At 72.6% G+C, this 20,575-nt stretch carries 18 protein-coding genes and 2 pseudogenes; 5 read left to right on the forward strand and 15 right to left on the reverse strand.

The window, feature by feature from the left end:
* On the reverse strand, window positions 1-1,865 hold a 1,865-nt coding region (locus tag D6718_06460), incomplete at its 3' end, for a hypothetical protein (GenBank protein RMG45827.1).
* Window positions 1,866-2,173: 308 nt separating this feature from the next.
* Between D6718_06460 and sppA the strand changes: the two genes are divergently transcribed.
* The 4 genes from sppA to D6718_06480 all read left to right on the forward strand — a co-directional run bounded on the left by sppA (window position 2,174) and on the right by D6718_06480 (window position 7,251).
* Entirely contained in the window at window positions 2,174-3,916 is a 1,743-nt protein-coding gene (gene sppA / locus D6718_06465; protein RMG45828.1) for a signal peptide peptidase SppA, read from the forward strand.
* Window positions 3,917-3,935: 19 nt separating this feature from the next.
* Entirely contained in the window at window positions 3,936-4,964 is a 1,029-nt protein-coding gene (locus D6718_06470; protein RMG45829.1) for a hypothetical protein, read from the forward strand.
* Window positions 4,961-5,749, forward strand: a complete 789-nt coding sequence (locus D6718_06475) for a hypothetical protein (GenBank protein ID RMG45830.1) — start codon at window positions 4,961-4,963, stop codon at window positions 5,747-5,749. The genes D6718_06470 and D6718_06475 overlap by 4 nt, the downstream gene beginning before the upstream one ends.
* Before the next feature lie 614 nt (window positions 5,750-6,363).
* Window positions 6,364-7,251 (forward strand): sigma-70 family RNA polymerase sigma factor, encoded by an 888-nt coding sequence (locus tag D6718_06480; protein ID RMG45831.1) that lies wholly within the window; start codon window positions 6,364-6,366, stop codon window positions 7,249-7,251.
* 1 nt (window position 7,252) lies between these two features.
* Here the strand turns inward: D6718_06480 and D6718_06485 are convergent, their stop codons facing one another.
* Genes D6718_06485 through egtB form a run of 4 tightly spaced genes read right to left on the reverse strand, consistent with a single transcriptional unit; the run spans window position 7,253 to window position 10,939 of the window.
* Window positions 7,253-7,969, reverse strand: coding sequence for an SDR family oxidoreductase (locus D6718_06485; GenBank protein ID RMG45832.1), 717 nt, complete (start codon window positions 7,967-7,969; stop codon window positions 7,253-7,255).
* Complete coding sequence (egtD, locus tag D6718_06490) at window positions 7,969-9,060, reverse strand: L-histidine N(alpha)-methyltransferase (protein ID RMG45833.1); 1,092 nt, start codon at window positions 9,058-9,060, stop codon at window positions 7,969-7,971. Before egtD ends, D6718_06485 begins: the two co-directional genes overlap by 1 nt.
* Entirely contained in the window at window positions 8,976-9,770 is a 795-nt protein-coding gene (locus D6718_06495; GenBank protein ID RMG45834.1) for an ergothioneine biosynthesis protein EgtC, read from the reverse strand. Before D6718_06495 ends, egtD begins: the two co-directional genes overlap by 85 nt.
* Window positions 9,770-10,939, reverse strand: coding sequence for an ergothioneine biosynthesis protein EgtB (gene egtB / locus D6718_06500; protein ID RMG45835.1), 1,170 nt, complete (start codon window positions 10,937-10,939; stop codon window positions 9,770-9,772). Before egtB ends, D6718_06495 begins: the two co-directional genes overlap by 1 nt.
* On the opposite strand from egtB, the gene D6718_06505 reads away from it, so the two are divergent.
* Window positions 10,790-12,373 carry an iron-containing alcohol dehydrogenase gene (locus D6718_06505; GenBank protein ID RMG45836.1) on the forward strand — a complete coding sequence of 528 codons (1,584 nt, stop codon included), beginning with the start codon at window positions 10,790-10,792 and terminating at the stop codon, window positions 12,371-12,373. The genes egtB and D6718_06505 overlap by 150 nt on opposite strands.
* On the opposite strand, the gene D6718_06510 is transcribed toward D6718_06505, so the two are convergent.
* The 10 genes and pseudogenes from D6718_06510 to D6718_06555 all read right to left on the reverse strand — a co-directional run bounded on the left by D6718_06510 (window position 12,286) and on the right by D6718_06555 (window position 20,575).
* A complete protein-coding gene (locus tag D6718_06510) occupies window positions 12,286-14,673 on the reverse strand; it encodes a hypothetical protein (GenBank protein ID RMG45837.1) in 2,388 nt (795 codons plus the stop codon). The genes D6718_06505 and D6718_06510 overlap by 88 nt on opposite strands.
* Window positions 14,670-15,368, reverse strand: coding sequence for a haloacid dehalogenase (locus D6718_06515; protein ID RMG45838.1), 699 nt, complete (start codon window positions 15,366-15,368; stop codon window positions 14,670-14,672). Before D6718_06515 ends, D6718_06510 begins: the two co-directional genes overlap by 4 nt.
* A complete protein-coding gene (locus tag D6718_06520; GenBank protein RMG45839.1) occupies window positions 15,365-16,948 on the reverse strand; it encodes a phosphoglycerate dehydrogenase in 1,584 nt (527 codons plus the stop codon). Before D6718_06520 ends, D6718_06515 begins: the two co-directional genes overlap by 4 nt.
* A 123-nt stretch (window positions 16,949-17,071) precedes the next feature.
* Complete coding sequence (locus D6718_06525) at window positions 17,072-17,641, reverse strand: hypothetical protein (GenBank protein ID RMG45840.1); 570 nt, start codon at window positions 17,639-17,641, stop codon at window positions 17,072-17,074.
* A gap of 3 nt (window positions 17,642-17,644) precedes the next feature.
* Window positions 17,645-18,124 carry a DUF4920 domain-containing protein gene (locus D6718_06530; GenBank protein ID RMG45841.1) on the reverse strand — a complete coding sequence of 160 codons (480 nt, stop codon included), beginning with the start codon at window positions 18,122-18,124 and terminating at the stop codon, window positions 17,645-17,647.
* Window positions 18,125-18,203: 79 nt separating this feature from the next.
* A complete protein-coding gene (locus D6718_06535; protein RMG45842.1) occupies window positions 18,204-18,635 on the reverse strand; it encodes a GNAT family N-acetyltransferase in 432 nt (143 codons plus the stop codon).
* A 12-nt stretch (window positions 18,636-18,647) separates the two neighbouring features.
* On the reverse strand, window positions 18,648-18,905 hold the full coding sequence (locus D6718_06540) for a 4a-hydroxytetrahydrobiopterin dehydratase (protein RMG45844.1): 258 nt from the start codon (window positions 18,903-18,905) through the stop codon (window positions 18,648-18,650).
* A gap of 112 nt (window positions 18,906-19,017) precedes the next feature.
* On the reverse strand, window positions 19,018-19,239 hold the full coding sequence (locus D6718_06545; GenBank protein RMG45843.1) for a DUF2905 domain-containing protein: 222 nt from the start codon (window positions 19,237-19,239) through the stop codon (window positions 19,018-19,020).
* Window positions 19,240-19,274: 35 nt separating this feature from the next.
* Window positions 19,275-20,186, reverse strand: a pseudogene (gene hslO / locus D6718_06550) (Hsp33 family molecular chaperone HslO).
* 3 nt (window positions 20,187-20,189) lie between these two features.
* Window positions 20,190-20,575: pseudogene (locus tag D6718_06555) on the reverse strand (SDR family oxidoreductase).

Consider the following 20,575-nt stretch of genomic DNA (forward strand, 5'->3'; position numbering starts at 1 on the left):
AGGCGCGCCAGCGCCGGCAGCGTCAGCAGTCGGTTCAGGAGGGGATCCGCCTCCGCCGTGAGCGCGAGGAACGTGGGCTCGTCGGTCAGCGCCTGGGTCCGGGCGCCCCCGGGCGCGAGCGCCTCCGCCAGTCCCGGCATCAGCGTGAGTTCGAACGTCTCCCCGAGCGGCCGCCGCGCCCCCGTGGTCGGCTCGATGACGGCGAGATCGTGCCACGGCACGCCCGCGAGCAGCCCGTCGGGGATGACGAGCAGGGCGCTACCGGCGCTCAATCCTCCGAGGAGGTTGCCGACGATCGCCGTCGCCGGGGGCTCGGCTTCGGCGGACTCACTCAGGCGTTCTGCGAGTTCCGAACCGGAGGGGAGTTCGGTGGAGAGGACCGCGCCGGGCTCGACCAGCCAGGCGAACGTCCGATCTTCGCCGACGACGAGGTAGAGGAGGGCGCCGTTGCGCGCCGCGAGATGGCGGCGGAGCCGCCCCGGATCGAGGGGTTCGCGCTCGTCACCGGCCAGCGCCAGCCGGAACCGCTCCGCGACCGTCACCGCTTCCGCCGACTCGGCGCCTCCCGGCGCCGCCCTGAGCGCGGAGAGAGCCACGTCGATCGCGCGCCGGGGAAGACCTGGATCGGCGAGCGGAGCGCCGAGCGGATCGGCGAACGGCCCGACCGACCAGTCGGCCAGAGCCTCTTCCACGTGATGGCGGGCCGACTGCGGGCGTCCTTCCTTCGCGGCGAGCTCCGCCAGCTCCACGCCGACCGCCGCGGCGAGCAGAGCGTTCCCCTCCGCCCGCGCGCAGGCCGCCGCCCTCCCGTAGGCGGCGGACGCCGCCACCCCGTCCTGCTGCCGGGCGGCGACGAAACCGCTCGCGAACAGGTGAAGGCAGCCGGCGCCGCGGGCGCGCGCGAGTTCCCGGACCGCCGCGGCATCCCGTTCGGTCGCCGCCAGCGCCATGGCCCGGATTGCCGGAAGCCGCGGATCGCTCCGCGCGTCGCGGTTCCCCTCCAGCTCCTCGACGATGGCCAGGGCGCGGCGGGCATCTTCCGGCGCTCCCGCCGACAGGCGGACCCACGCCGCCGCCAGCCCCGCGTTCCGCCGCGCGGGCGCCGGCGCCAGCGGATCGCGGAACCAGTCCTCGAGCGCGGCCGCGTACTCCTCGCGGGCCGACGGCATCCGGCCCGCGAGGGCATCGGCCACCGCCGCACACCTTTCCGCCTCGTGGCGCTCGGAGGGAAGGCCGCGCATCCCGGCGGCCGCACGGTGGCACCAGACGGCCGCGGACGGGGCGTCCCCGGCGGCGAGGAGCGTCCATCCGATCTCGCGCTGGATGCGAGGGTCCCCCGAGTCGGCCCGCCGAAGCAGGGCCAACGCATCGGGGATGCGTCCGCACCTCCTGTAAACCTCGGCGAGAAGGCGCGGCAGCGGTCCTTCGGCCGAGGCGGCGAGGGCGTCGGCCGACTCGACCGCGCGGGTGCAACGCTCCTCGCGCGCCTGGAGGAGGGCGAAGACGGCGTCGCCGATCGGCCCCCCGCGCGCCGCCAACTCGGCACGCACCTCCGGCGCCGGATCCGCTGCGAGAAGTGTCAGCCAGAGGGCGGCCTCGAAAGCCGCGCGGGATTCGCCCGGCTCGGGGGGCTCGGTCGACCGGATCGCCTCGAGCGCCAGGCGCACCGTCCGCTCCTCGCGGCCGGAAGCCCGGGCGACGAGCGCCGACGCCAGCGCGGAGGGGAGATCGCCTTCCGCCGGCGGGGGTTGCCGTCCCGTCGCGACCGCTTCCGAGACCGCCTCGAGGACGGCGAGATCCGGTGGGCGGGGTGCCGCCGGCGCCTGCGACGCCGCTCCCAAGGCCACCACCGCCGCCCCCAGCACGCGCAGCGCGCTCCCGAAGCGGGGTCCGGGGGCCCGCACCGGTCCAGCGCGCCGCGCTACGGGGGATCCGGCTTCGCTCGCCGGCTGCCAACGGTTCAAACGGGCTCCTCCCGTGCGACCACCGCCCGTCTCCCTCGCCCGCGCTCTCCCCGGCCCAACGTCTCCGAGCCGCGGGCCGCTGTCAAGCGCCCCGGCGCGACCGGTCGCGGAGCGCTGGGCGCCGCCGGCCGTCCTCCGGAACCCGGCCCGCGGGGAGCCGCTAGAATGCCGCCGCGCGGGTTCGATTCGAACCGCGGGAGGAAAGTCAGGTGGCGAAACGCCCGGGATCACGTGGCCTGCTCGTCGCGGTCTTCGTCGTGGTCGGCTTCGCGGCGGCGGGGCTTTTCGTCGCGCTCCTTCTCGCGGGCGGCGGCGAGCTGCCTTGGGTCCGGCATCCGGTCCTGCACATCGACCTCGACGGGCCGGTGGTCGAGATCGCCCCGCGCGATCCGATCGCGGAGATGCTGGGCCGGCGCCGCCTCTCGATGCGGGACCTTCTCGACGGCCTGGAGAAGGCGAGCGAGGACCACGCGATCGAGGGCCTTCTGCTCGACATCGGGTCGCCGTCGCTCGGGTGGGCTCAGATCGAGGAGCTGCGGGAGGCGATCCGGCGGTTCCGCGAGAACGGCAAGTGGGCGACGGCCTACCTCGACACCGCCGGCGAGCTCGGCGGCGGGAACGGCATCTACCTGCTGGCCACGGCCTGCGATCGGATCGTCCTCGCTCCTCCGGGCGACGTCGGGCTGACGGGTCTCCGCATCGAGACGCCCTTCGTCAGGGGGCTGCTCGACAAGCTCGGGGTGGAGCCCCAGTTCGGGCAGCGCAAGGAGTTCAAGAACGCCGTCAACGTCTTCACCAGCCGCGACTACACGCCGGCCCATCGCGAGGCGACCGAGCGGCTGCTGGACTCGCTGTTCGCCTCGCTGGTCGAGGGCGTCGCCTCCGGGCGGGGGCTGACCCCGGAACGGGTGAGGGAGCTGATCGACGGCGGCCCCTACACGTCGGCCGAAGCGCTCGAGGCGGGCCTGGTCGACGAAGTCGCCTACCGCGACGAGGTGCTGGCGAAGATCGAGTCCGACACGGGCAGCGACGATCCGCTCGTTCCCCTCCAGCGCTATCTGCGCAGCGGCCGTCCGCACGCCGCCGGAGGCCACAAGATCGCCGTCGTCTACGCGGTCGGCCAGATCGCCCTCGGCCGCTCGCGGAAGCTCCCCACCGGCCTGCGTGTGATGGGTTCGGAGACGATGACCCGGGCGCTGAGGCGGGCGCGGGAGGACCGGTCGGTGGAGGCGGTCGTGCTGCGGGTGGACAGCCCCGGGGGATCCTACGTCGCCTCCGACCTCATCCGGCGGGAGGTGGAACTCACGAAACGGGAGAAGCCGGTGATCGTCTCCATGGGCAACGTCGCGGCGTCCGGCGGGTACTTCATTTCGATGCACGCCGACAGGATCCTCGCCGACACGGACACCCTCACCGGCTCGATCGGCGTCTACGCGGGGAAGTTCGTCACCAGACGTTTCTGGCGCGACAAGCTGGGCATCAACTTCGGAGGGATCCAGCGGGGCGCCAACGCCGAGATGATGTCGAGCCAGGAGCCGTTCGACGAGCGGGCGCGCGCCCGGCTCGAGGCGCTGCTCGACAGGATCTACGACGATTTCGTGACGAAGGCCGCCGAGGGGCGCGGCATGACGCCCGAGGAGCTGGAGCCGCTGGCGCGCGGGCGGGTCTGGACCGGCCGCGACGCGCTGGAACGGGGGCTGGTGGACGAGATCGGCGGCCTGCAGCGCGCCATCGCCGTCGCCGCCGAGCGGGCCGGGATCCCGGAGGGGGCGGCGATCGCGATCGAGGTGCTTCCGCGGCCGCAGACCTTCCTCGAAGCCCTGCTCGACGGTAACGACGACACGCTCGCGGCCCTGCCCGCCGGCGCGCGGGAGGCGCTCGACGAACTCGTCTTTGCCACCGAGCCGGGGGAGCGGTGGCTCTTCGACCCGGATCTGCCGCGCGTGCGCTGACCCGGCGGCCGGTGGCGCGATGAAGAGGACGTTCCGGCCGGAGCTGCCGAACGGCCTGTTCGGCGATCCGATCGTGGTGGTGCGCCTGCGCTGGCAACCCCTCGGAATCCTGCTCGACTGTGGAGACACCTCGCGAGTCGCCACGAGGACGCTGCTCGACTGCCGCCTCCTGCTCGTCTCGCACGGACACGTGGACCACCTGTTCGGGATCGGGCGCGCGCTGCGGGTGCGTTTCGGTCGCACCGAACACCCGCTGCACGTGCTGGGTCCGCCGGGACTCGCGCGGCGCCTGTACGGCCACCTCTCGACCTACACGTGGAACCTCGTCGACGCTTTCCCCTTGCGGCTTTCCGTCTCGGAGGTGCACCCCGACCGGATCGAGACGTGGTCCTTTCCCGAACGCGGCGGCTTCGAACCGGAGCGATCGGAAGTCCGGGCCTGGAGGCCGGAAGATCCGGTGCTCGAAGACGAGCAGCTCGAGATCTTCGCCTGCCCGCTCGACCACGCCGGCCTGCTCTCCCTCGCCTGGCTCTTGAGGGAGCGGGTGCGCTACCAAGTGGATCCGGTGCGGCTGGCGGAACTCGGCGTCCCGGCGGGCCCTTGGCTTTCCGCGCTCAAGCGGGCGCTGCGGAGCGGCGCACCTCCCGAGACCGAACTCGAGCTGCCCGGCGGGGAACGGCGGCCGGTCGCCGAGCTGCGGCGCGCGCTGATCCGGGAGAGCCCCGGGGACACGCTCGCCTACGCGACCGACCTCGGCCCGACCGATTCGAACCTGCGCCGCCTCTCCCGCTTCGCCGAGGGTGTCCGGCGCCTGATCCTCGAGACACCGTTCGCCGCCGGCGACCGCGCCCTGGCGCTCGAAAACGGGCACCTCTCCTCGATCGAAGCCGGCCGGATCGCGCGGGAAGCGCGACCCGGCGTGCTTTCACCGTTCCACCTGTCGACACGTTACGAAGACGACGCCGAACGCGTCCTCGACGAGGTGCGGCGCGAAGCGGCGCCCGTTCCTGTCGAGACCCTCCCTTCCGGCCCCGGAGCGCCGCCATGACGGGTTCGCTTCGCCTCGGTCTCGACACGGGCTGGCCGGCGGAACCGTTCGGCGAATCCGCGGGGCCGGAGGGATGGGACCGCGGGCGCGCGGCCGACCTGCTGCAACGCGTGGCGGGCGGCACCCTCGACGCCGCGCTCGTGGATGCGGCGGCGGCCCAGCGTTGGGCGCCGGAGGTCGAGCTCGTTCCGGGTGCGGCGGTCAGCAGCTTCGGGAAGGCGGGCCTCGCCTTCCTGGTGCACGCGGTCCCCCTCGAACGGGTGACGGCGATCGCGAGCGGCGAGCCCGAATCGGCCCCGGCGCTGCTGGCGCGCCTGCTGTTCCGCGCGGCGGGGCGGCCGATCGGAGTGGTCCCGGAAACACCCGCTCCTGCGGCGACGGTCGCCCTCCTCCGAGCGGCGCCCGGCCCCGCGCCCCTCCCGCCCGGAGCCCGCGCGCTCGACCTCGGGCAGGTCTGGACCGACCTGACGGGACTCCCCTTCGTGTGGGCCGTATGGGTCTGCCGGAAAGGCCGGCTCGACCGCCCGCTCTACGGGGCGATCCACGGCGCGATCCGAGCCGCGCGCAGCCGGTCGAGGGCGGCCTGGCCGGAGGGGCTGTTCTTCCGGCTCGGGCGCGCGGAGCTGGCGGGTCTGGCCCGATTCGGCGAGGAGGCCGCGGCGCTCGGACTCGCGCCGGCGCGACCGCCCCTCCGTCCGGCCCGGCTCGCCGCCGCGACCGCGTGCGACGCGAAGGCCGCGCGGCGCTCCCGGCCAGGGGGTCGCACGGGCGGCGGCGGGAGCTGAGGATCGGCGGGAAGGGGGCCGGCCGGTGCGAAGTGCATCCCCGACGGCGCGTTTTCCCATACAAGGAACCGAAAGTTCGGGTTCCGGCCTCGATGGGCCCGATGCCGGCGAGATCGGGCCGAAACGCTTCTTTCTCATCGAGCTGCGAGGCGTTTCGCACCGTCGAGAATGCACCTCCCGACTCCCTCCAGCCGCCGAGCGGCGATCCGGAAGGGTTCCCCACCGTTCGGAGGTGCCGCAGAACGTTCGCACGGCTCCCGCTCCGCCGCGCCGGTCGGCCGGCGGGGCATCCGCCCCGGTGCGCGAGGTCGCCCGACGCCTCGCCGAACGCGCGGCTCGGCGCGGGGACGCCGCCAGCCGGCCGGTCGTCTCCCCCGGGCCCGGGCCGCGGTGGCAGCGGCGAAACGGCCCGTGGCATTCGAGCTCCTCCCGCGGGGTGGACGATTCGCCGGTTCACTCCAAGCCGGAATCGTTGTAGGATTCCCGGCGTGGGGTTCGAGGGCTTCCCGCGCTCGGCTCGAGGGTGCGGGCGACCCTGCGGGGCATCTGACGGCGCTGCGGCGTGAAACGGTGGCTCCTCCGCGTCGTTCGGGGGAGGGCCGGGGGGATGAGACGTGCCTTCACGCTCCGCCCCAAGGCGTTGGCGCACGCGGCGGCTCCTCGATGTCTACCTGGAGGAAGCGCGGCGGGTCACCGACGGGGCGCGCCGCGAGGAGACCCGGGAACGCGGGGGCCGGCCTCGGGCGGGGAAGATCGCTCCCGAGCGGGTGCGCGAGCTGGTGGAACCGCACCTGTTCTTCGTCGTCCAGATGGCCGGCGAGTACCGGTCGCGCGACATCCCCTTCGAGGACGTTCTCGCCGAGGGGAACGCCGGCCTGGTCGAGGCGGCCCACCACTACGATCCGTCGCACAACGTCAAGTTCCTCACCTACGCCTCGTGGTGGATCCGGAAGCGGATCCTCGACCTGCTCGGCCGGGAGGGCAAGGCGGTGCGGCTGACCCGCTACGCGCGCGACCGTCGGCGGCAGGTCCGGCAAGCCCTCGACGGGCTGCGGGCGGAACTGGGACGCGAGCCCACGAGCGAGGAGATCGCGGACGCGCTGGGCCTGCCCGCCGAGAAGGTCCGCGAGGAGTCGGGTGGCGTCGTGGTCATGTCGATCGACGGGGCGAGCCAGGCATCGGACGGCATCCCGATGCAGGAGCGCCTTCCCGACCGCCTCGCGCACACGCCGGAAGAGGCGTTGCTGAGGGAGCAGACGCGGCGCCAGGTGCTCAAGGAGGTCGCCCGGCTCCCTCAGCGCGAGCGGATCGTGATCCTCAACCGGTTCGGCCTCGACGGAACCGAGGCGCGCACCTTCGAGGAGCTGGGACGGATCCTCGGGGTGAGCCGGGAACGGGCCCGGCAACTGGAGGCCGAGGCCCTGCGCAAGCTGCGGCGCCGGCTCCAGCGTCGCTTCTCGGGATCGCGCCCATCGCGGCCCGGCAGCCGGCCGGCACCCTGACTCAGTAAGGAAGCGGATGGCCGTTCCGGTCGAGGAACCGGCCGGCCTGGTCGGGTCCGAGGCTCCCGATCGTCGCCAGCATCGCCTCCACGGCCTCCTGGGGCGCGAGCGGCGCGTTTTCGCCTCCCATGTCGGTGCGCACCCATCCGGGATGAAGGGCCACGGCGACGATCCCCAGCGGCGTGAGCTCGTGGGCGAGATTCCGCGTCGCCATGTTGAGTGCCGCCTTGCTGATCCGGTAGGCCCAGCTCCCGCCGCTGTGGTTGTCGGCGATGGAGCCCATCAGCGACGACAGGTTCGCCACGCGGGGCGAGCGGCCCCGCCGGATCAGATCGAGAAGGATGCGGGTCACGCGGAGGGGCCCCAGCACGTTGACGTCGAAAACTCCGATCAGTTCGTCCCGGTCGAGGGAGCTGAGCGTCGCATCGTGCCGGCCGTAGGTCCCGGCGTTGTTGATCAAGAGATCGATCCCGTCCCACACCGAACGGATCGCCTCGTGCGCCGCCCCGATGAGCGCTTCGTCGGTGACGTCGGCGCGGGCCACGCGCAGGGCCCTCGGATGGGCCTCCTGCAGCGATTCCAGGCCCGGTGAGCGGTCCGGCTTCCGTGCCAGCGCGAAGACCTCCGCTCCTGCGGCCAGCAGTTGTCGGGTGAACTCCAGACCGAGACCGCGTCCGGCCCCGGTTACCACCGCGCGCGTTCCGGCGAATCCCTTCATCACCGCTCCTCCGCCGGCGCTTCCCGTCCGGGCCCGACGAGCGCCAGCATGAACCGATTCTCGGCGTCGGTTCTCATCCAGACCGCCTCGAGTCCCGCCTCCGCGAGCTCGCGGACGACCGCCGGGCCATCGAACTTCGCCGACACTTCGGTTTCGATCCGTTCCCCCGCCTCGATCGTCACCTCGAGCCCGACGGCCCGCAAGTTCACGCTCATGGCACGGGTGGCCCGCAGCGAACTCGCGATCCACCGCCGTTCCGGATCGTACCGCGCGACATGCTCGAACGCCGCCGGCTCGAAGTCGGCACCGAACTCGCGGTTCAGCACCTCGAGGATGTTCCGGTTGAACTCCGCCGTCACTCCTCGTGCGTCGTTGTAGGCGGCCTCGAGCGTCCTGCGATCCTTGACCAAGTCGTATCCGATGAGGAGCCGATCGTCCGGGCGAAGCCGCGCCCGCAACGCGTTGTAGAAGCGGGCGCGCTGCCGGGGGCGGAGGTTTCCCACCGTCGAGCCGAGGAAACAGACGAGCTGACGCCCGGAACGCGGCACCGCGGACAGATGCTTCGTGAAGTCGCCCACGACGACATGCACGTCGAGTTCCGGAAACAGCTCCCGGAGGCGTTCGGCTCCATCGACGAGAGACTCCTCGCTCACGTCGAGCGGCAGGTAGCGGTGGCCGGTGCCGGCCCCCAGCATCGCGGCGACGAGCAATCGGGTCTTGCGCGAAAATCCCGCCCCGAGCTCGACGAGCTCTTCCGGCCGCGACAGCTCGATGATCTCCACGGCGCGCCTCTCGAGGATCTCGGTCTCGGCCCGCGTGAGGTAGTACTCCGGCAGGCGCGTGATCCGATCGAACAGCCGCGAGCCACGTTCGTCGTAGAAGTACTTGGAAGGGATCCGCTTCGGCGAAGAGAGAAATCCCGCTCGAATCTCCTCTTCCAGCCGGTTCCGAGAGGAGGCGCTCTCCGGAATCCGCGTGATCACGATCCCCCGCTGCGACCCGCCGTTCACGACCCGAATTCCTCCAGCGGAACGGTCCGCACGCCGAGCTCGGTTCCGAAGACGACCCGTCCGGGAGGAACGGACCGCCATTCCCCGCCCGGATCGGTCGGCTCGGAGGCCACCTCCAGCGCGCACCCTTTCTCGAGGCGGACGTAGAGCGTGTTCGGCGGAAGGCCCTCCGCCGCCCGGACGGCCGCGACACCGCGGCCCGTCACGAGGACGAGGTTGAGAGAGGCGGCGCGACCGTCCCGGCGGCAAAGCGCTGCGGTTTCGCTCACCGCCGACGCCGCCGCGCGGGCGAGCGCCTCCGGATCCTCTCCGCCGGCCCGCGAGGCGGCGAGGAGGAACACCGACGAGGCGTCGGAACCGGATGCGAGCCGGCCGAACCACGCTTCCGGAAGTCTCAGAGCGAGCTGTCGTTCCATCCCGTCGCGGTACCCCTCGATGAAGCCGTTGAGCGCACCCGCGATCCGGCCGGCCGCGAACGGCTGGACCGCCGCCGCACCGAAGGCCAGACCGGGCGTGGCCGACCGGACGCAGGCGAGCTGGACCCGTCCGCGCAGGCGCCGCGCCAGCTGGGGGAGATTCGGGTCGGACCACGGGGGACGCTCGGTCACGTAACGGAGCGGCTCGTCCTCGCGCTCCGGCCACCACGCAACCCCGGTGCCGTCGACGTTCACCGTGCCCGCGATCATCTCGCGCGGAGCGTAGCTCTGGCGCTCCAGCGAGTGGGGAGCGTCGTACAGGAGCGCGGACAGCGGGCGCGGACGATCCGCCACGAGAACGGCCAGCCGGCACATCAGCGATCCCCCCAGGCGAGCCGCAGGCCGGCGAAGAGCCGGCGCCGTTCCGGCCGGTCCCAGTTCCTGTATGTGGGGCGGGCCAGCGAAGGCGGAGCGGCCCGGCTCGCTCCGCGAAGCACGCGGTACTCCCCGGTGAAAAAGGGCCGGCTGTAGCCCGGATAGGGATAGACCGCGAACCCGGGGTACGGGCGGAAAGGAGAAGCCGTCCACTCGTACAGGCCACCCGCTACGGGCAGGGCGCCGCACGCCCCCCTCGCGGCAGCCTCCCACTCCTCTTCGGTGGGCAACCGCGCGCGGCACCATCGCGCGAAAGCCTCCGCCTCGAAGAGGCTGATCCGTTCCACCGGGCACGCGGGATCGAGAGGTTCCCGGCGACCGAAGCGGACGACACCCGGACCCCGCCGGTCGTCCACCCAGCCGAGCGGCGCCGTCCAGCCCTCGTCCTCCTTCGCCCGCCAGCCGTCTTCGCTCCACAGGTCGCGCCGCCGGTAACCGCCCGCCTCGACGAACTCGCGGTACCGCCGGTTCGTCACGGGGAACCGGTCCAGCCGGAAGGGGCGAAGCTCGACCTCGTGGGCCGGGCGCTCGTTGTCGTAGGACCACTCGCGGTCGCCGGTCCCCACCACGACCCGTCCCCCGCCGAAAGTCAGGCGATCCTCGTCGGCGCCGGCGCGGGCCAGCCGGGGAAGCGGAGGCAAGGGGGGCGGACCCGTCCGCTCACCCGACGAGGCCAGCGCGTCGATCGACTGGAGGATCGTCTCCTGGTGCTGGCCTTCGTGCTGGGCCACCATCCGGACGAGAAACCGCTCCTCCGCCGAGCCGAGCGGCAGACGTCCGTCCCTCGACCGGGAGAGCACCTCGGAACGGACACGCTCCATCTCGTCGAGCGTTTCCCGCAGGCCGGGCAGCTCCTCGGCGCTCCTCCGGGCGCGCGGGCGGGCGAAGGGATCGAACGCCGCCGGCAGTCGCCGCTCGCCGGCCCGGCCCAGCAGCCACGCGGCTTCGAAGGCGGCGACGTGACCGAGATCCCAGAGGATCGGGCCCAGCTCGGGGGCCGGGCGCTTTCTCGTCTGCGCCTCGGTGAGGGGACGGATCAGGGCGAGGGTCCGCGCCCGCGCCGCGGCGAGCAGCCCTTCGAGACGCGGACGCACGGATCGCTCCACCACCGCCCTCCCCCGGCCGACGCCGGATCGGTGCCTCGGCTTAGGATAGCGGCCGCGACCGCCTCAGGCCGGCGCGCGGAAGGAGAGCGGACGTTGGCAGCTCGCGGCGGGGAGTTGCAAAGACTGGTGGGCTCGGTGATCGACCGCTGCGGCTGCGGCCGGCGCCACCGCGTCTCGGTGCAGCTGGTGGCGATCGAACGGGGCGCGCTCGCACGCGTCGCGGAGGCTGCCGGGCGCTTCGCGCCGCGGGGCGCGCTGCGTCTCCTCGCCGACCCCGAAACGCACGAGGCGGCGGGGGCCGAGATCGCGCGCCGGCTCCGGACGGCGGGAAGGCGCGTGGACGAGTGCGTGCTGCCTCGACGCCCCCGGGCCGACGAACGGCATCTCGAGATCGCCGCGTCGCGGCTCCCCGCGGATCTCGGCGGCATCGTCGCCGTGGGCTCCGGCACGATCAACGACATCGGGAAGGAACTCGCGCGCCGCACCGGGACGCCGCTGATCACCGTCGGAACCGCCGCGTCGATGAACGGGTACGCCTCGCCGGTGGCGGCCCTCACCATCGGCGGTCTCAAGGTGACCCGGCCGGCGCCGGCCCCGCGGGCTCTCCTGCTCGACACCGATGTGCTCGCGCAGGCACCCGCCCGGCTGCGGCGGGCGGGCTTCGGCGACCTCGCCAGCAAACCGGCGGCCGCCGCCGATTGGTTGCTGTCGGGCATCCTCTTCGGAACGCCCGTCTGCCCGCTCGCCCTGGAGATCGCCGGCCGCGCGGTGCGGAGCGCCAGGGCCCGAGCCCGTGCCATCGGCGAGGGTGATCCGGAGGCGGTCGCCGGCCTCGCGGAGTCGCTGGTGCTCTCCGGCATCTCCATGGAACTGGCCGGGTCGTCAGCCCCCGCCTCCGGCGGCGAGCACCTGCTCAGCCACTATCTCGACCTCTCCGCGGCGGGCTGGGGCCGGACTCCCCGGCTCCACGGCGAGCAGGTGGCGGTGGGAACGCGGGTGAGCCTCGCGCTGTACCGGATGATCCGCCAGGAGGGGCGCCGGCACCTGTCCGGACCCTCTCCGGCCGACGAGACGGACGTCGAGCTCGAGCGGTTGCACGATCACCTTCGTCCCGACACCCGCGCCGCGGTCCTGGCGGCCGCGCGCGCCAAACGGGACCGCAGCCCCGGGAGAGACGAGCGGCGGCGGCGCTACGCCGCGGAGTGGGAGGCGATCTGGCGGTGCCTCGACAGTTCGCTCCTGTCGAGCGCGGGCCTGGACGACGACCTCGCCGCCGCGGGGGTCCCGGCGACGTTCGAGGCGATCGGCGTGCCGCCCCGGCGGGCGCGCGACCTGATCGTCCGGGCGCGTCACATGCGCGACCGGTTCACGGTCCTGGACTTCGCCGCCGATCTGGGACTGCTCGAGCGGGCGGCCGACCGCCTCGCATCCCTTTGAGACGAGGCCGGCCGCAGGGGCGGCAGCCACGCGTATCCCAGCTTGAGGAACACGGTGCGCCGGACCCGCTCGAGCGGGCCGTCGGAGGCGAACCGGTCCTCCTCGTAGCCAGCGAACAGGACGGTCCTGGGGTTGACTTTGTAGGACAGGAGGAGCTGGTCGAAGAGAGACCGCTCCCGCGGCTCGGGCTGGCACGGATCAACCGGGTCGCTCGCGCAGGCGTACAGACCGGTGTTCCGGTCGATCCAGCGGTACTGGGCGATCAGCCGGACGAAGAAACGGAGCGTGAACTGGTAGACGGCCCGCAGCTGGCTGAGGTTCACGGTGAAGAGCCGTTCCCCCGCGACCTCCAGGCGCTGGAAATCGTGCTGGCCCGCCACGAACAGGTGTCGCCCGAGATTCAGCGTGAACTCCGGGGCGACCGAGAGGACCCTCGCCTGCCGGCCGTTCTCGACGTCGATCGCGTCCCCCGTCTCGATCCGCAGGGAGTGGGTGAAGGTCCCGCTCGGCCGGATGTTGTAGAACAGCCGGGCGCGATCCTGATCGAACAGGGTCCCGCCGAACCGCTCCCTTCCGCGCTTCCACGACAGCGAGAGGATCGACTGCCACGGCCCGTCCCCTCTGACGAACAGCCGGCTTTCGTCCCCGGCCAGAGCACCCGAACCGTCCTCGGCGCGCTCGAACTCGACACCCACCCGGAGGCGGTTCCAGAAGGCGTTCTCGCCGCCCCAGTGGATCCGCTCGATCCGCGCCTCGGCCCGCCTCAGGTCGACACGAGGAACGAAACCCACGTCGGCACGGAAGGCGGCGTCGAGGCGCTCGTAGAGCGCCTCCACACCCCACAGCCGCGAGTCCCGCTCGTAGCGGACCCGCAACGCCGACCCGGCGAACGGGCCGCGCGGCTGGCCCAGGTCCGGCGTCCCGTCGCCGTCGGCGTCCGCCGCCGCGATCTCGTCCGGATAGCGCGTGCGCGAGCGCAGGGCCTGGAACTCGATCCGATCGACGTCGCTGATCCGGAGAACGCCGTCGGCCCCGGCGACGCGGTTCGCGTAACCGGGCCCGCGCCGGTCGGTCAGGAGCAGTCCCAGCGTCGACGTGCCGCCGACGTCGCGCCGGTACCGGCCGACGATCACCCGGTTGTCCCGGTCCGTCGCCACCGAATCCGACGACTCGGCGCCGGGAAGGATGAAGGTCGTTCCCCGGTCCTGCGCGGCGAAGACGCCGAAGGCGTCCCGGCGGCGCTTTCCCGTCAGCTTGATGCCCCAGTCCGGATCGGCCACGGATCTCGTGTTGACGGCGAACAGGGGGGTGCGGAAGAAGTCCTGCGCCTCGAGAAAGAAAGGGCGCTTCTCGGGAAAGAAGAGGGTGAAGCGCCGGTTGATCTCGATCTGGGCCGCGTCCGCCTCGACCTGGGAGAAATCGGGGTTCAAGGCCGCGTCCAAGGACACGTCGGGAGAGACTCCCCAGTGCGCGGTGAGTCCGGCGTCGCTCTCCGTCCCGCCGGGCGTTCCCTCGCCCGCGGCCGATCTCACGGTCACCGTCGGGTCCAGCTCGAGGTCGCGGCCCTGCTCGATCCCCTCCAGCCCGGACAATCTCCCCGCCTGGCAGAGGAAACAGCTCCGGTCGCGATCGATCGGCACGGAGGCGAGACGGTGGCGGCGCGTGCGGGGTCGAACGCGGAACGCGATGAAGCCCCACTCCTGGGGGCCCTCGCGCCGCGGGAAGCGGAGCGAGGAGAACGGCACGACGATCTCCACCTGGAAGCCGCCGGCCGTGATCCTTCCCGCCGACTCCCACAGCGCATCCCAGCTGTAATCCTCGCCGGGTGCTCCGACGAGGGAATGGAACCCGCCGGGCGAGAGCTCGTCGACCGACGCGTCGAGCTGCACCCCGAGGGGATTGACGAGGAACAAGAACCCGCGCCGCCGGTCTCCGAACGGATCGAGCACGAAACCGACGAGATCGTCCCTGACGGGGCGGTCGCGGTCGGCGTAGAAGGCCCGGATCTCGTCCGCCGACGCCTCTCGTGCGCGAAAGGCGACGTACAGGCGGTGTTCGTCGTAGGCCACCAGGCACTCGGCTCCCTCCGCCGCGGGGACGTTGTCCGAGGGATACACCTCGATCCTCACCGGAATGCGCGCCGCCTCGTTCCACAGCGGCTCGTCGAGGACGCCGTCGACGCGAACGGAGCCCGCGACGCGGGGGATCCGAACCGTGCCCGCCGCCGGTGCTGCCCGGACCGCTGCGAGCAGCAGGGCCGGGAGCAGGAGGACCGCGGCCCTCCGAAACCGCGGCGTCACGCTCCGCCTCCCGGCGGGCCCGCCGCGTGGCGCTCGTCAGGGGCGAGGAGATGGTCGAGCACCGGGACGAGGCCGGGGCCGGGACACCAGGCGTCGGCCCGGCGCCGGACCTCGGGTCGCGCGACGACGCCCCCGAACCCGACCACGAACAGCCCCGCCTCCCCCGCCTCGACATCGGTGAGCCCGTCGCCGACGAGGGCGGCCGGCCCGCCATCGCTCGCGACGATCCCGGCGCAGACTTCCCGTTTCCCTCCCGATCTCGCCAGCGGGGAAGCCGTGTCGTAACCCGCGTACTCTCCGCCGGCGCCGAAGCGCACCGCCACAGCGTGGACGCGCGAGCGGTCGATCCCGAGGCGCTCCGCCACCGCCCTCACCGCCGGCTCGAGCCCGCCGCTGACGATGTGGACCTTCTTCCCGAGAACCGCCAGCGCGAGCACGGTCTCGACCGCCCCCGGCACGAGGCTCTCCACGTACCGCCGGGCCAGCCAGTCCATGTCCTCCCGGCTCGGACGAACCCGCTCGAGCCGGCGCCGGTAGACCGCCTCCAGCGGCAGCCGACCCTCCATCGCGGCGCGCGTGTCGTCCGCGATATCGATCCCACGGCGCCGGGCCAGCTCGTCGATTCCCTCGATCGCAACGAGAGTGCTGTCGCAGTCGAAGACGACCGTCTCGAACGGCGGGCCCGCCGGCTTCACAGCACGACCTGCAGCACCCGCCGGATCGGGGGAAGCCGGCGGACGGCCTCCAGAGCCCGCTCGTCCAACGGCCGGTCGAGGGAGAGGATGGCGATCGCGTCCGGCTCTTCAGCGCTCGAGCCGACGTGCATGCGGGCGATGTTCACGCCGCTCTCGCCGAGGAGCGTCCCGAGGGCCCCGATCACGCCCGGCCGGTCCTCGTGGCGGGTCACGAGGAGCGTGCCTTCCGGAACGGCTTCGATGTCGAAGGAACCGATGCGCACCAGTCGCGGGTCACGACCGCCGAGCAGCGTTCCGGCGACCACGACCGGCTCGTGACCCACGCGGCATCCGACCTCGACCAAGGACACGAAGTCGCGGGCGCGATCCGAGCGAGTTTCGACGAGCTCGATGCCTTGACGCCGGGCGAGCAGAGGGGCGTTCACCCGGTTGACCGGCGCGTCGACCCGGTCGGCGAGGATCCCGGCCAGCGCCCCCGCGGCGATCGCACGGGTGTCGGCCGCAGCGGCCGCTCCGTAGAGTGCGACCTGGACGCGGCCCATCGGGCCGGGGGCGAGGCGGGACAGGAGCCGGCCGAGGCGCTCGGCGAGGCGCGCGTACGGCTCCGCCCGCCGGAGCTCCTCCGTGGCGACGGGGGGAAGATTCACGGCACCGACCGCTTCTCCGGTGCGGAGGAAGCGCGCCACCTGCTCCGCGATCGCCCGCGCGACCGCGCTCTGCGCCTCGCGCGTCGACGCGCCGAGGTGCGGCGTGAGAACGACGTTCTCGAGCCCGAGAAGCGGCGAACCCTCCGGGGGTTCCTGCGCGTAGACATCGAGAGCCGCCCCGGCGAGGTGTCCTTCCTGCAACACCCGGACGAGAGCCTCTTCATCGACGAGGCTGCCGCGCGCACAGTTGATGAGCCGCGCTCCCTTCTTCATCCGGCGCAGGCGGTCTTCCGAGATGAGACCTCGGGTCGCCTCGTTGGCGGGGCAGTGAAGGGTCACGTAGTCCGATTCCGCGAGAAGGCGGTCGAGATCCGCCGGTTCGACCCCGGCGTCCCGCATCACCTCCTCGGTGACGAACGGGTCGTGGGCGAGAACCCGCATCTCGAGGCCCAGGGCGCGCTTCGCGACGATCCTTCCGATCGTGCCGAAGCCGACGATCCCGAGCGTCTTCCCGGCCACCTCGGTGCCGATGAACCGCGAGCGCTCCCAGCGCCCTTCCCGCACCGAGCGGTCGGCCTGCGGGAGGTGGCGGCTCAGCGACAGCAGGTGCGCGATCGTCAGCTCGGCGGTCGTCTTCGCGTTGGCGTCGGGAGTGTTGAGGACGACGACACCGCGTTCCGTCGCCGCCTCGACGTCGATGTTGTCGACGCCGATTCCCGCGCGGCCGACCACCTTCAGACCGGGAGCCGCGGCGAGGAGCCCGCGGTCGACGCGCGTCCCACTGCGAACGATCAGCGCGTCCGCGTCGGCGAGCGCGGCCTCGATCTCCTGCCGGGGTGCCCCGGGGATGGAGCGGACGTCGAAGTCCGGCTCTGCCCGGAGCCGCGCGAGACCCTCTTCGGCGACCCGGTCGGTGACGACGATTCTGTACATGGAAGCCCCGCGTCTTCCCCGCTCCGCGGCGCGGTATTGAATCCTCCGCCGCCGCGCGCGTCAAACGGCGGCGGGGCGGTCCGCGGCGGCATCGGGGCGCCCGCCCGCCGCACCGAGCCTTCTTCAGCCGGCGAAGACCCAGAAACCGAGTGGCAGGGCGAGCCCCGCCAGCGCCAGCCACTTCCCGCGTCCAGCGAAGCCGGCCCGGCCTTTCAGGATGAACAGCCCGCTGGCGGCGAGGAAGGCGAGGCAGACGGCGTACAGGTCGGCGAAAAGCGTCCAGCCTGGTCCCGCCTGGTTCAGATGGAGGCGGTTGGCGAAGTGCAGGAGCGGCCGGCGAACGGGGCGTTCCCCGCGCGCGATCCCGCGGGCGAGGTCCGCGTCGATGCTGAATCCGTCGTAGAAGAGCCGGATCCGCTCCGGAGCCGGCCGGAAGGTCTCGCGAGGTGGGCCGGGAAGGCGAAGGGACCGCACCAGCGCGGCCACGACCTTCTCGCGGCCCGTCCACGGGATCGGCGCGAAACGTTCCTCGAAACGCTCGACGCGGTAGCTCGGGTTCCAGTCGCGCACATGGTTCACCGCGAGGCCGGAGACCGCGTAGAGCAGCGTCGTTCCCGCCGCAAGATAGCCGAGGTCGCGGTGCAGGATCGCGATGAGGCGGCGCAGGCGGGCTCCCAAGCTTCCCCGGGCCACGGTTCAGCGCACCACCGCTCCGGCCCCCTTGATGATGTAGAGCGTGCGGGGACCGTCCACGCTCGCGGGGTCGAAGGGCTCTCCCCGCTCCTCGGCCTCGTGACGGGCTCTCGCGATCGCCTGCTCCCGCGTGAGCTCGATCCGGGTGAGCACCCCCTCCACGACGGCCCGCCGGCCTTTGAGCTCGACCGGGAAAACGATCTCGCCGTCCTTCACCTTGAACCGGACGGTCTTGAAGTCCGACTTCCCGGCGAGATCGATCCAGCAGCCGCGCATCGGGCAAACATCGACGATCAGCCCCTCCACCCTGACCGTCTTCCCGACCCAGCGCTCCGGATCGGCCAGGAGCTTGTCGATGGTGAGCGTGGCCGGCCCGGAGACGCCGCGCCCGTACACCTTGCCCGTGTCCCCCGAGCGCGCCGGGACGGCGGCGGCGAGCGCCAGCACGAGCCCGAGAAGAAGCCGTGTCGATCCCTTCCGCATCGCGTTTCCCTCGTCAGGGCGGGCCGAACGTGCCGGGCGGGTGCGGGATTCTACGGCGGTGAGACCGGAGCGGCCAGGGTCAAAGGCGGCGCCGCATGAGCCGGGCTGACGCGGGGCAGGCGTGGGAGAACTCCGTCGTGCCGCGAATCTCGGGCGGCGCCTCCTCCCGGTTCACCGGGTGGAAGCCGAGGCGGCGCGCCACCGCGGCGCTCCGGGTCGTCAGGAGATACAGCTCGCGGAGGCCGGTGCGGCGGGCGTGCGTGGCGACCGCTTCGCCGAGAGAACGCCCGAGGCCGCGGCCGCGCCAAGGCTCGGCGACGGCGAGAGAACGCATCAGCCCGAAGGGCGGATGGCTCTCGAGGCCGCACACTCCGAGCAACCGGCCGTGATCCTCGGCGACGAAGAAATGCGCGAGATGCGGTTCGAGATCGTCCGCCGGCAGTCCCTCGCCGGCGAGCAGGCTCCGGATCGCGGGGAGGTCTTCGGGAAGAGCGGGACGGATCCTGGCCATGCCGCCTCCTGCTCAGGCCCCGTCGGCTCCCGCCAACCGGGAGATCGCCTCGGCGAGATCGAAGTCGCGCGAAGTGAGGCCGCCGGCGTCGTGCGTGGTGAGCTCGATCCAGACGCGCCCGGAGACCTGCCGCCACTCGGGATGATGGTTCATTCTCTCGGCGAGCAGCGCCACGCGGACGACGAACGCGAAGGCCTCGCCGAAGTCCTGGAACGAGAACTCGCGCCGCAAGCGATCCCCCGGACATTCCCAGCCGGGAAGCCGACGCATGCGCCGCGCGACCTCCTGCTCTTCCAGCCTGCTTCGATCGGTCACGGAACCCCGCAGCTCCCTCGCGCGACACGATTGTCGCACAAGCGCACGGAGATTTCCGCGCACCTGATCAAAACAGCTTACGGAGCAGCCAGAGGAGCGCGCTCAGCAGCACGGACAACAGGAGCATCGAGGCGAGCGGGACGTAGACGAAAACGTGCTCACCTTCGATCCGGATGTCGCCGGGGAGGTGGCCGAACCAGCGGAACGCTCCCAGGCGCAGGAGCAACCCCGCCACGATGAGGACGACCCCGGCGGCGATGAGAAGAGAGCCCATCTGTGAGTGCGACATGGTTCCCTACGTCCTGCCGGCGGTCCAGCCGTCCCTCAGCGCCCGCGCCCCTCGGCCTCCAGCTCCCGCAGCAACCGCTCCAGCAGCCGGGGGCTCGCCGGATACTGCCGGTGGCAGAAGTGGCACGTCAGGAAGACCGGCTCGCGCCGCGCCTGCGCGAGCACCTTCTTCACCTCTTCCGCGCCGAGCAGCTTGAGGGCCCGCTCCACGCGATCCTCGGAGCAACCGCAGCGGAATTGCACCGCCCGGCGGGCGAGCACGCGGCCGCCCGCCGGCAGGAGAGCGCGCACGATGTCGTCCGCCGAGTCGCCCTCGCGCAGCCGCCGGGTGACCGGACCCAAGGCGCGCACCCTCTCCTCCAGTTCCGCGGTCCCCTCCTCCCCCAGCCCCGGGAGCGCCTGCACGATGAAGCCCCCGGCGTGTTCGACCCGGCCCTGCGGCACGACGTACACGCCGAGGCCGACGGCCGCCGGAAGCTGTTCCGATTCGGTCAGGTAGTGTGCGAGGTCCTGCGCCAGCTCGCCCGAGACGAGTTCCACGACGCCGCGGTACGGGACGCCGATTCCCGGATCCCGGACGACCTCGAGCGTTCCCGACCGGCCCACGACGGCGGCGACGTCGAGCTTGCCGTCGGCCCGCGTTGCGGCTCCGGCGCGGGGGTTCTCGGCGAACGCGCGGACCCACCCGAGCGGCGAGGCGGTGGCGATCAGGCGGCCCGCCGGCCCGTCACCCTCCACCTTCACGGTGAGCACCGGCTCGCGCTCCGTCACCTTCTCGAGCGTGGCGGCCATGAGCAACGCGCCGGTCGCCAGCCGGCCGAGAGCCGCGGTCAGAGTTGGCCCTGTGTCGTGGATGGCGCGAAGCCGCTCCACGACGCCGGTGGTCTCGGCGACGACGACGCGCGCGCGCCCGTCGAACGCGAGCGCCACGATCAGCTCGTCGGCCATCGACTAGCCCGCGATGATGTGCGTGCCGCAGTCGACGTGGATGACCTCGCCGGTGATGGCGGAGGCGCGGTCCGACAGGAGAAACGCCGCCGTGGCCCCGACCTCCTCGCCCGACACGTTCCGGCGCAACGGCGCCCGCTCAGCGGTGTGGGCGAGGATCTTCGTGAAGCCGGCGATACCCGAGGCGGCGAGGGTGCGCAGCGGCCCGCCGGAGATGGCGTTGACCCTGATGTTCTGCGGACCGAGCTCGGCGGCCAGGTACCGCGTCGCCGCTTCCAGCGCCGCCTTGGCCCGCCGGCCGCCATCCGGTCACGCCCGCGGCGGGCCATCGCCACGAGGCTGTAGGCCGAGATGTCGAGGGCTTGCTGGAAGGCGCCGCGGGGGGTCGC

It is taken from the genome of Acidobacteriota bacterium (genome assembly GCA_003696075.1).
GTDB lineage: Bacteria > Acidobacteriota > Polarisedimenticolia > J045 > J045 > J045.

What these genes read in the sequence shown, in the direction of transcription:
- D6718_06470 (RMG45829.1), top strand. Translation starts at nt 3,936, where the DNA reads ATGAAGAGGACGTTCCGGCCGGAGCTGCCGAACGGCCTGTTCGGCGAT.
- D6718_06475 (RMG45830.1), top strand. Translation starts at nt 4,961, where the DNA reads ATGACGGGTTCGCTTCGCCTCGGTCTCGACACGGGCTGGCCGGCGGAA.
- D6718_06485 (RMG45832.1), bottom strand. Translation starts at nt 7,969, where the DNA reads ATGAAGGGATTCGCCGGAACGCGCGCGGTGGTAACCGGGGCCGGACGC.
- egtD (RMG45833.1), bottom strand. Translation starts at nt 9,060, where the DNA reads ATGGCGGTCCGTTCCTCCCGGACGGGTCGTCTTCGGAACCGAGCTCGG.
- D6718_06495 (RMG45834.1), bottom strand. Translation starts at nt 9,770, where the DNA reads ATGTGCCGGCTGGCCGTTCTCGTGGCGGATCGTCCGCGCCCGCTGTCC.
- D6718_06520 (RMG45839.1), bottom strand. Translation starts at nt 16,948, where the DNA reads ATGTACAGAATCGTCGTCACCGACCGGGTCGCCGAAGAGGGTCTCGCG.
- D6718_06530 (RMG45841.1), bottom strand. Translation starts at nt 18,124, where the DNA reads ATGCGGAAGGGATCGACACGGCTTCTTCTCGGGCTCGTGCTGGCGCTC.
- D6718_06535 (RMG45842.1), bottom strand. Translation starts at nt 18,635, where the DNA reads ATGGCCAGGATCCGTCCCGCTCTTCCCGAAGACCTCCCCGCGATCCGG.
- D6718_06540 (RMG45844.1), bottom strand. Translation starts at nt 18,905, where the DNA reads ATGCGTCGGCTTCCCGGCTGGGAATGTCCGGGGGATCGCTTGCGGCGC.
- D6718_06545 (RMG45843.1), bottom strand. Translation starts at nt 19,239, where the DNA reads ATGTCGCACTCACAGATGGGCTCTCTTCTCATCGCCGCCGGGGTCGTC.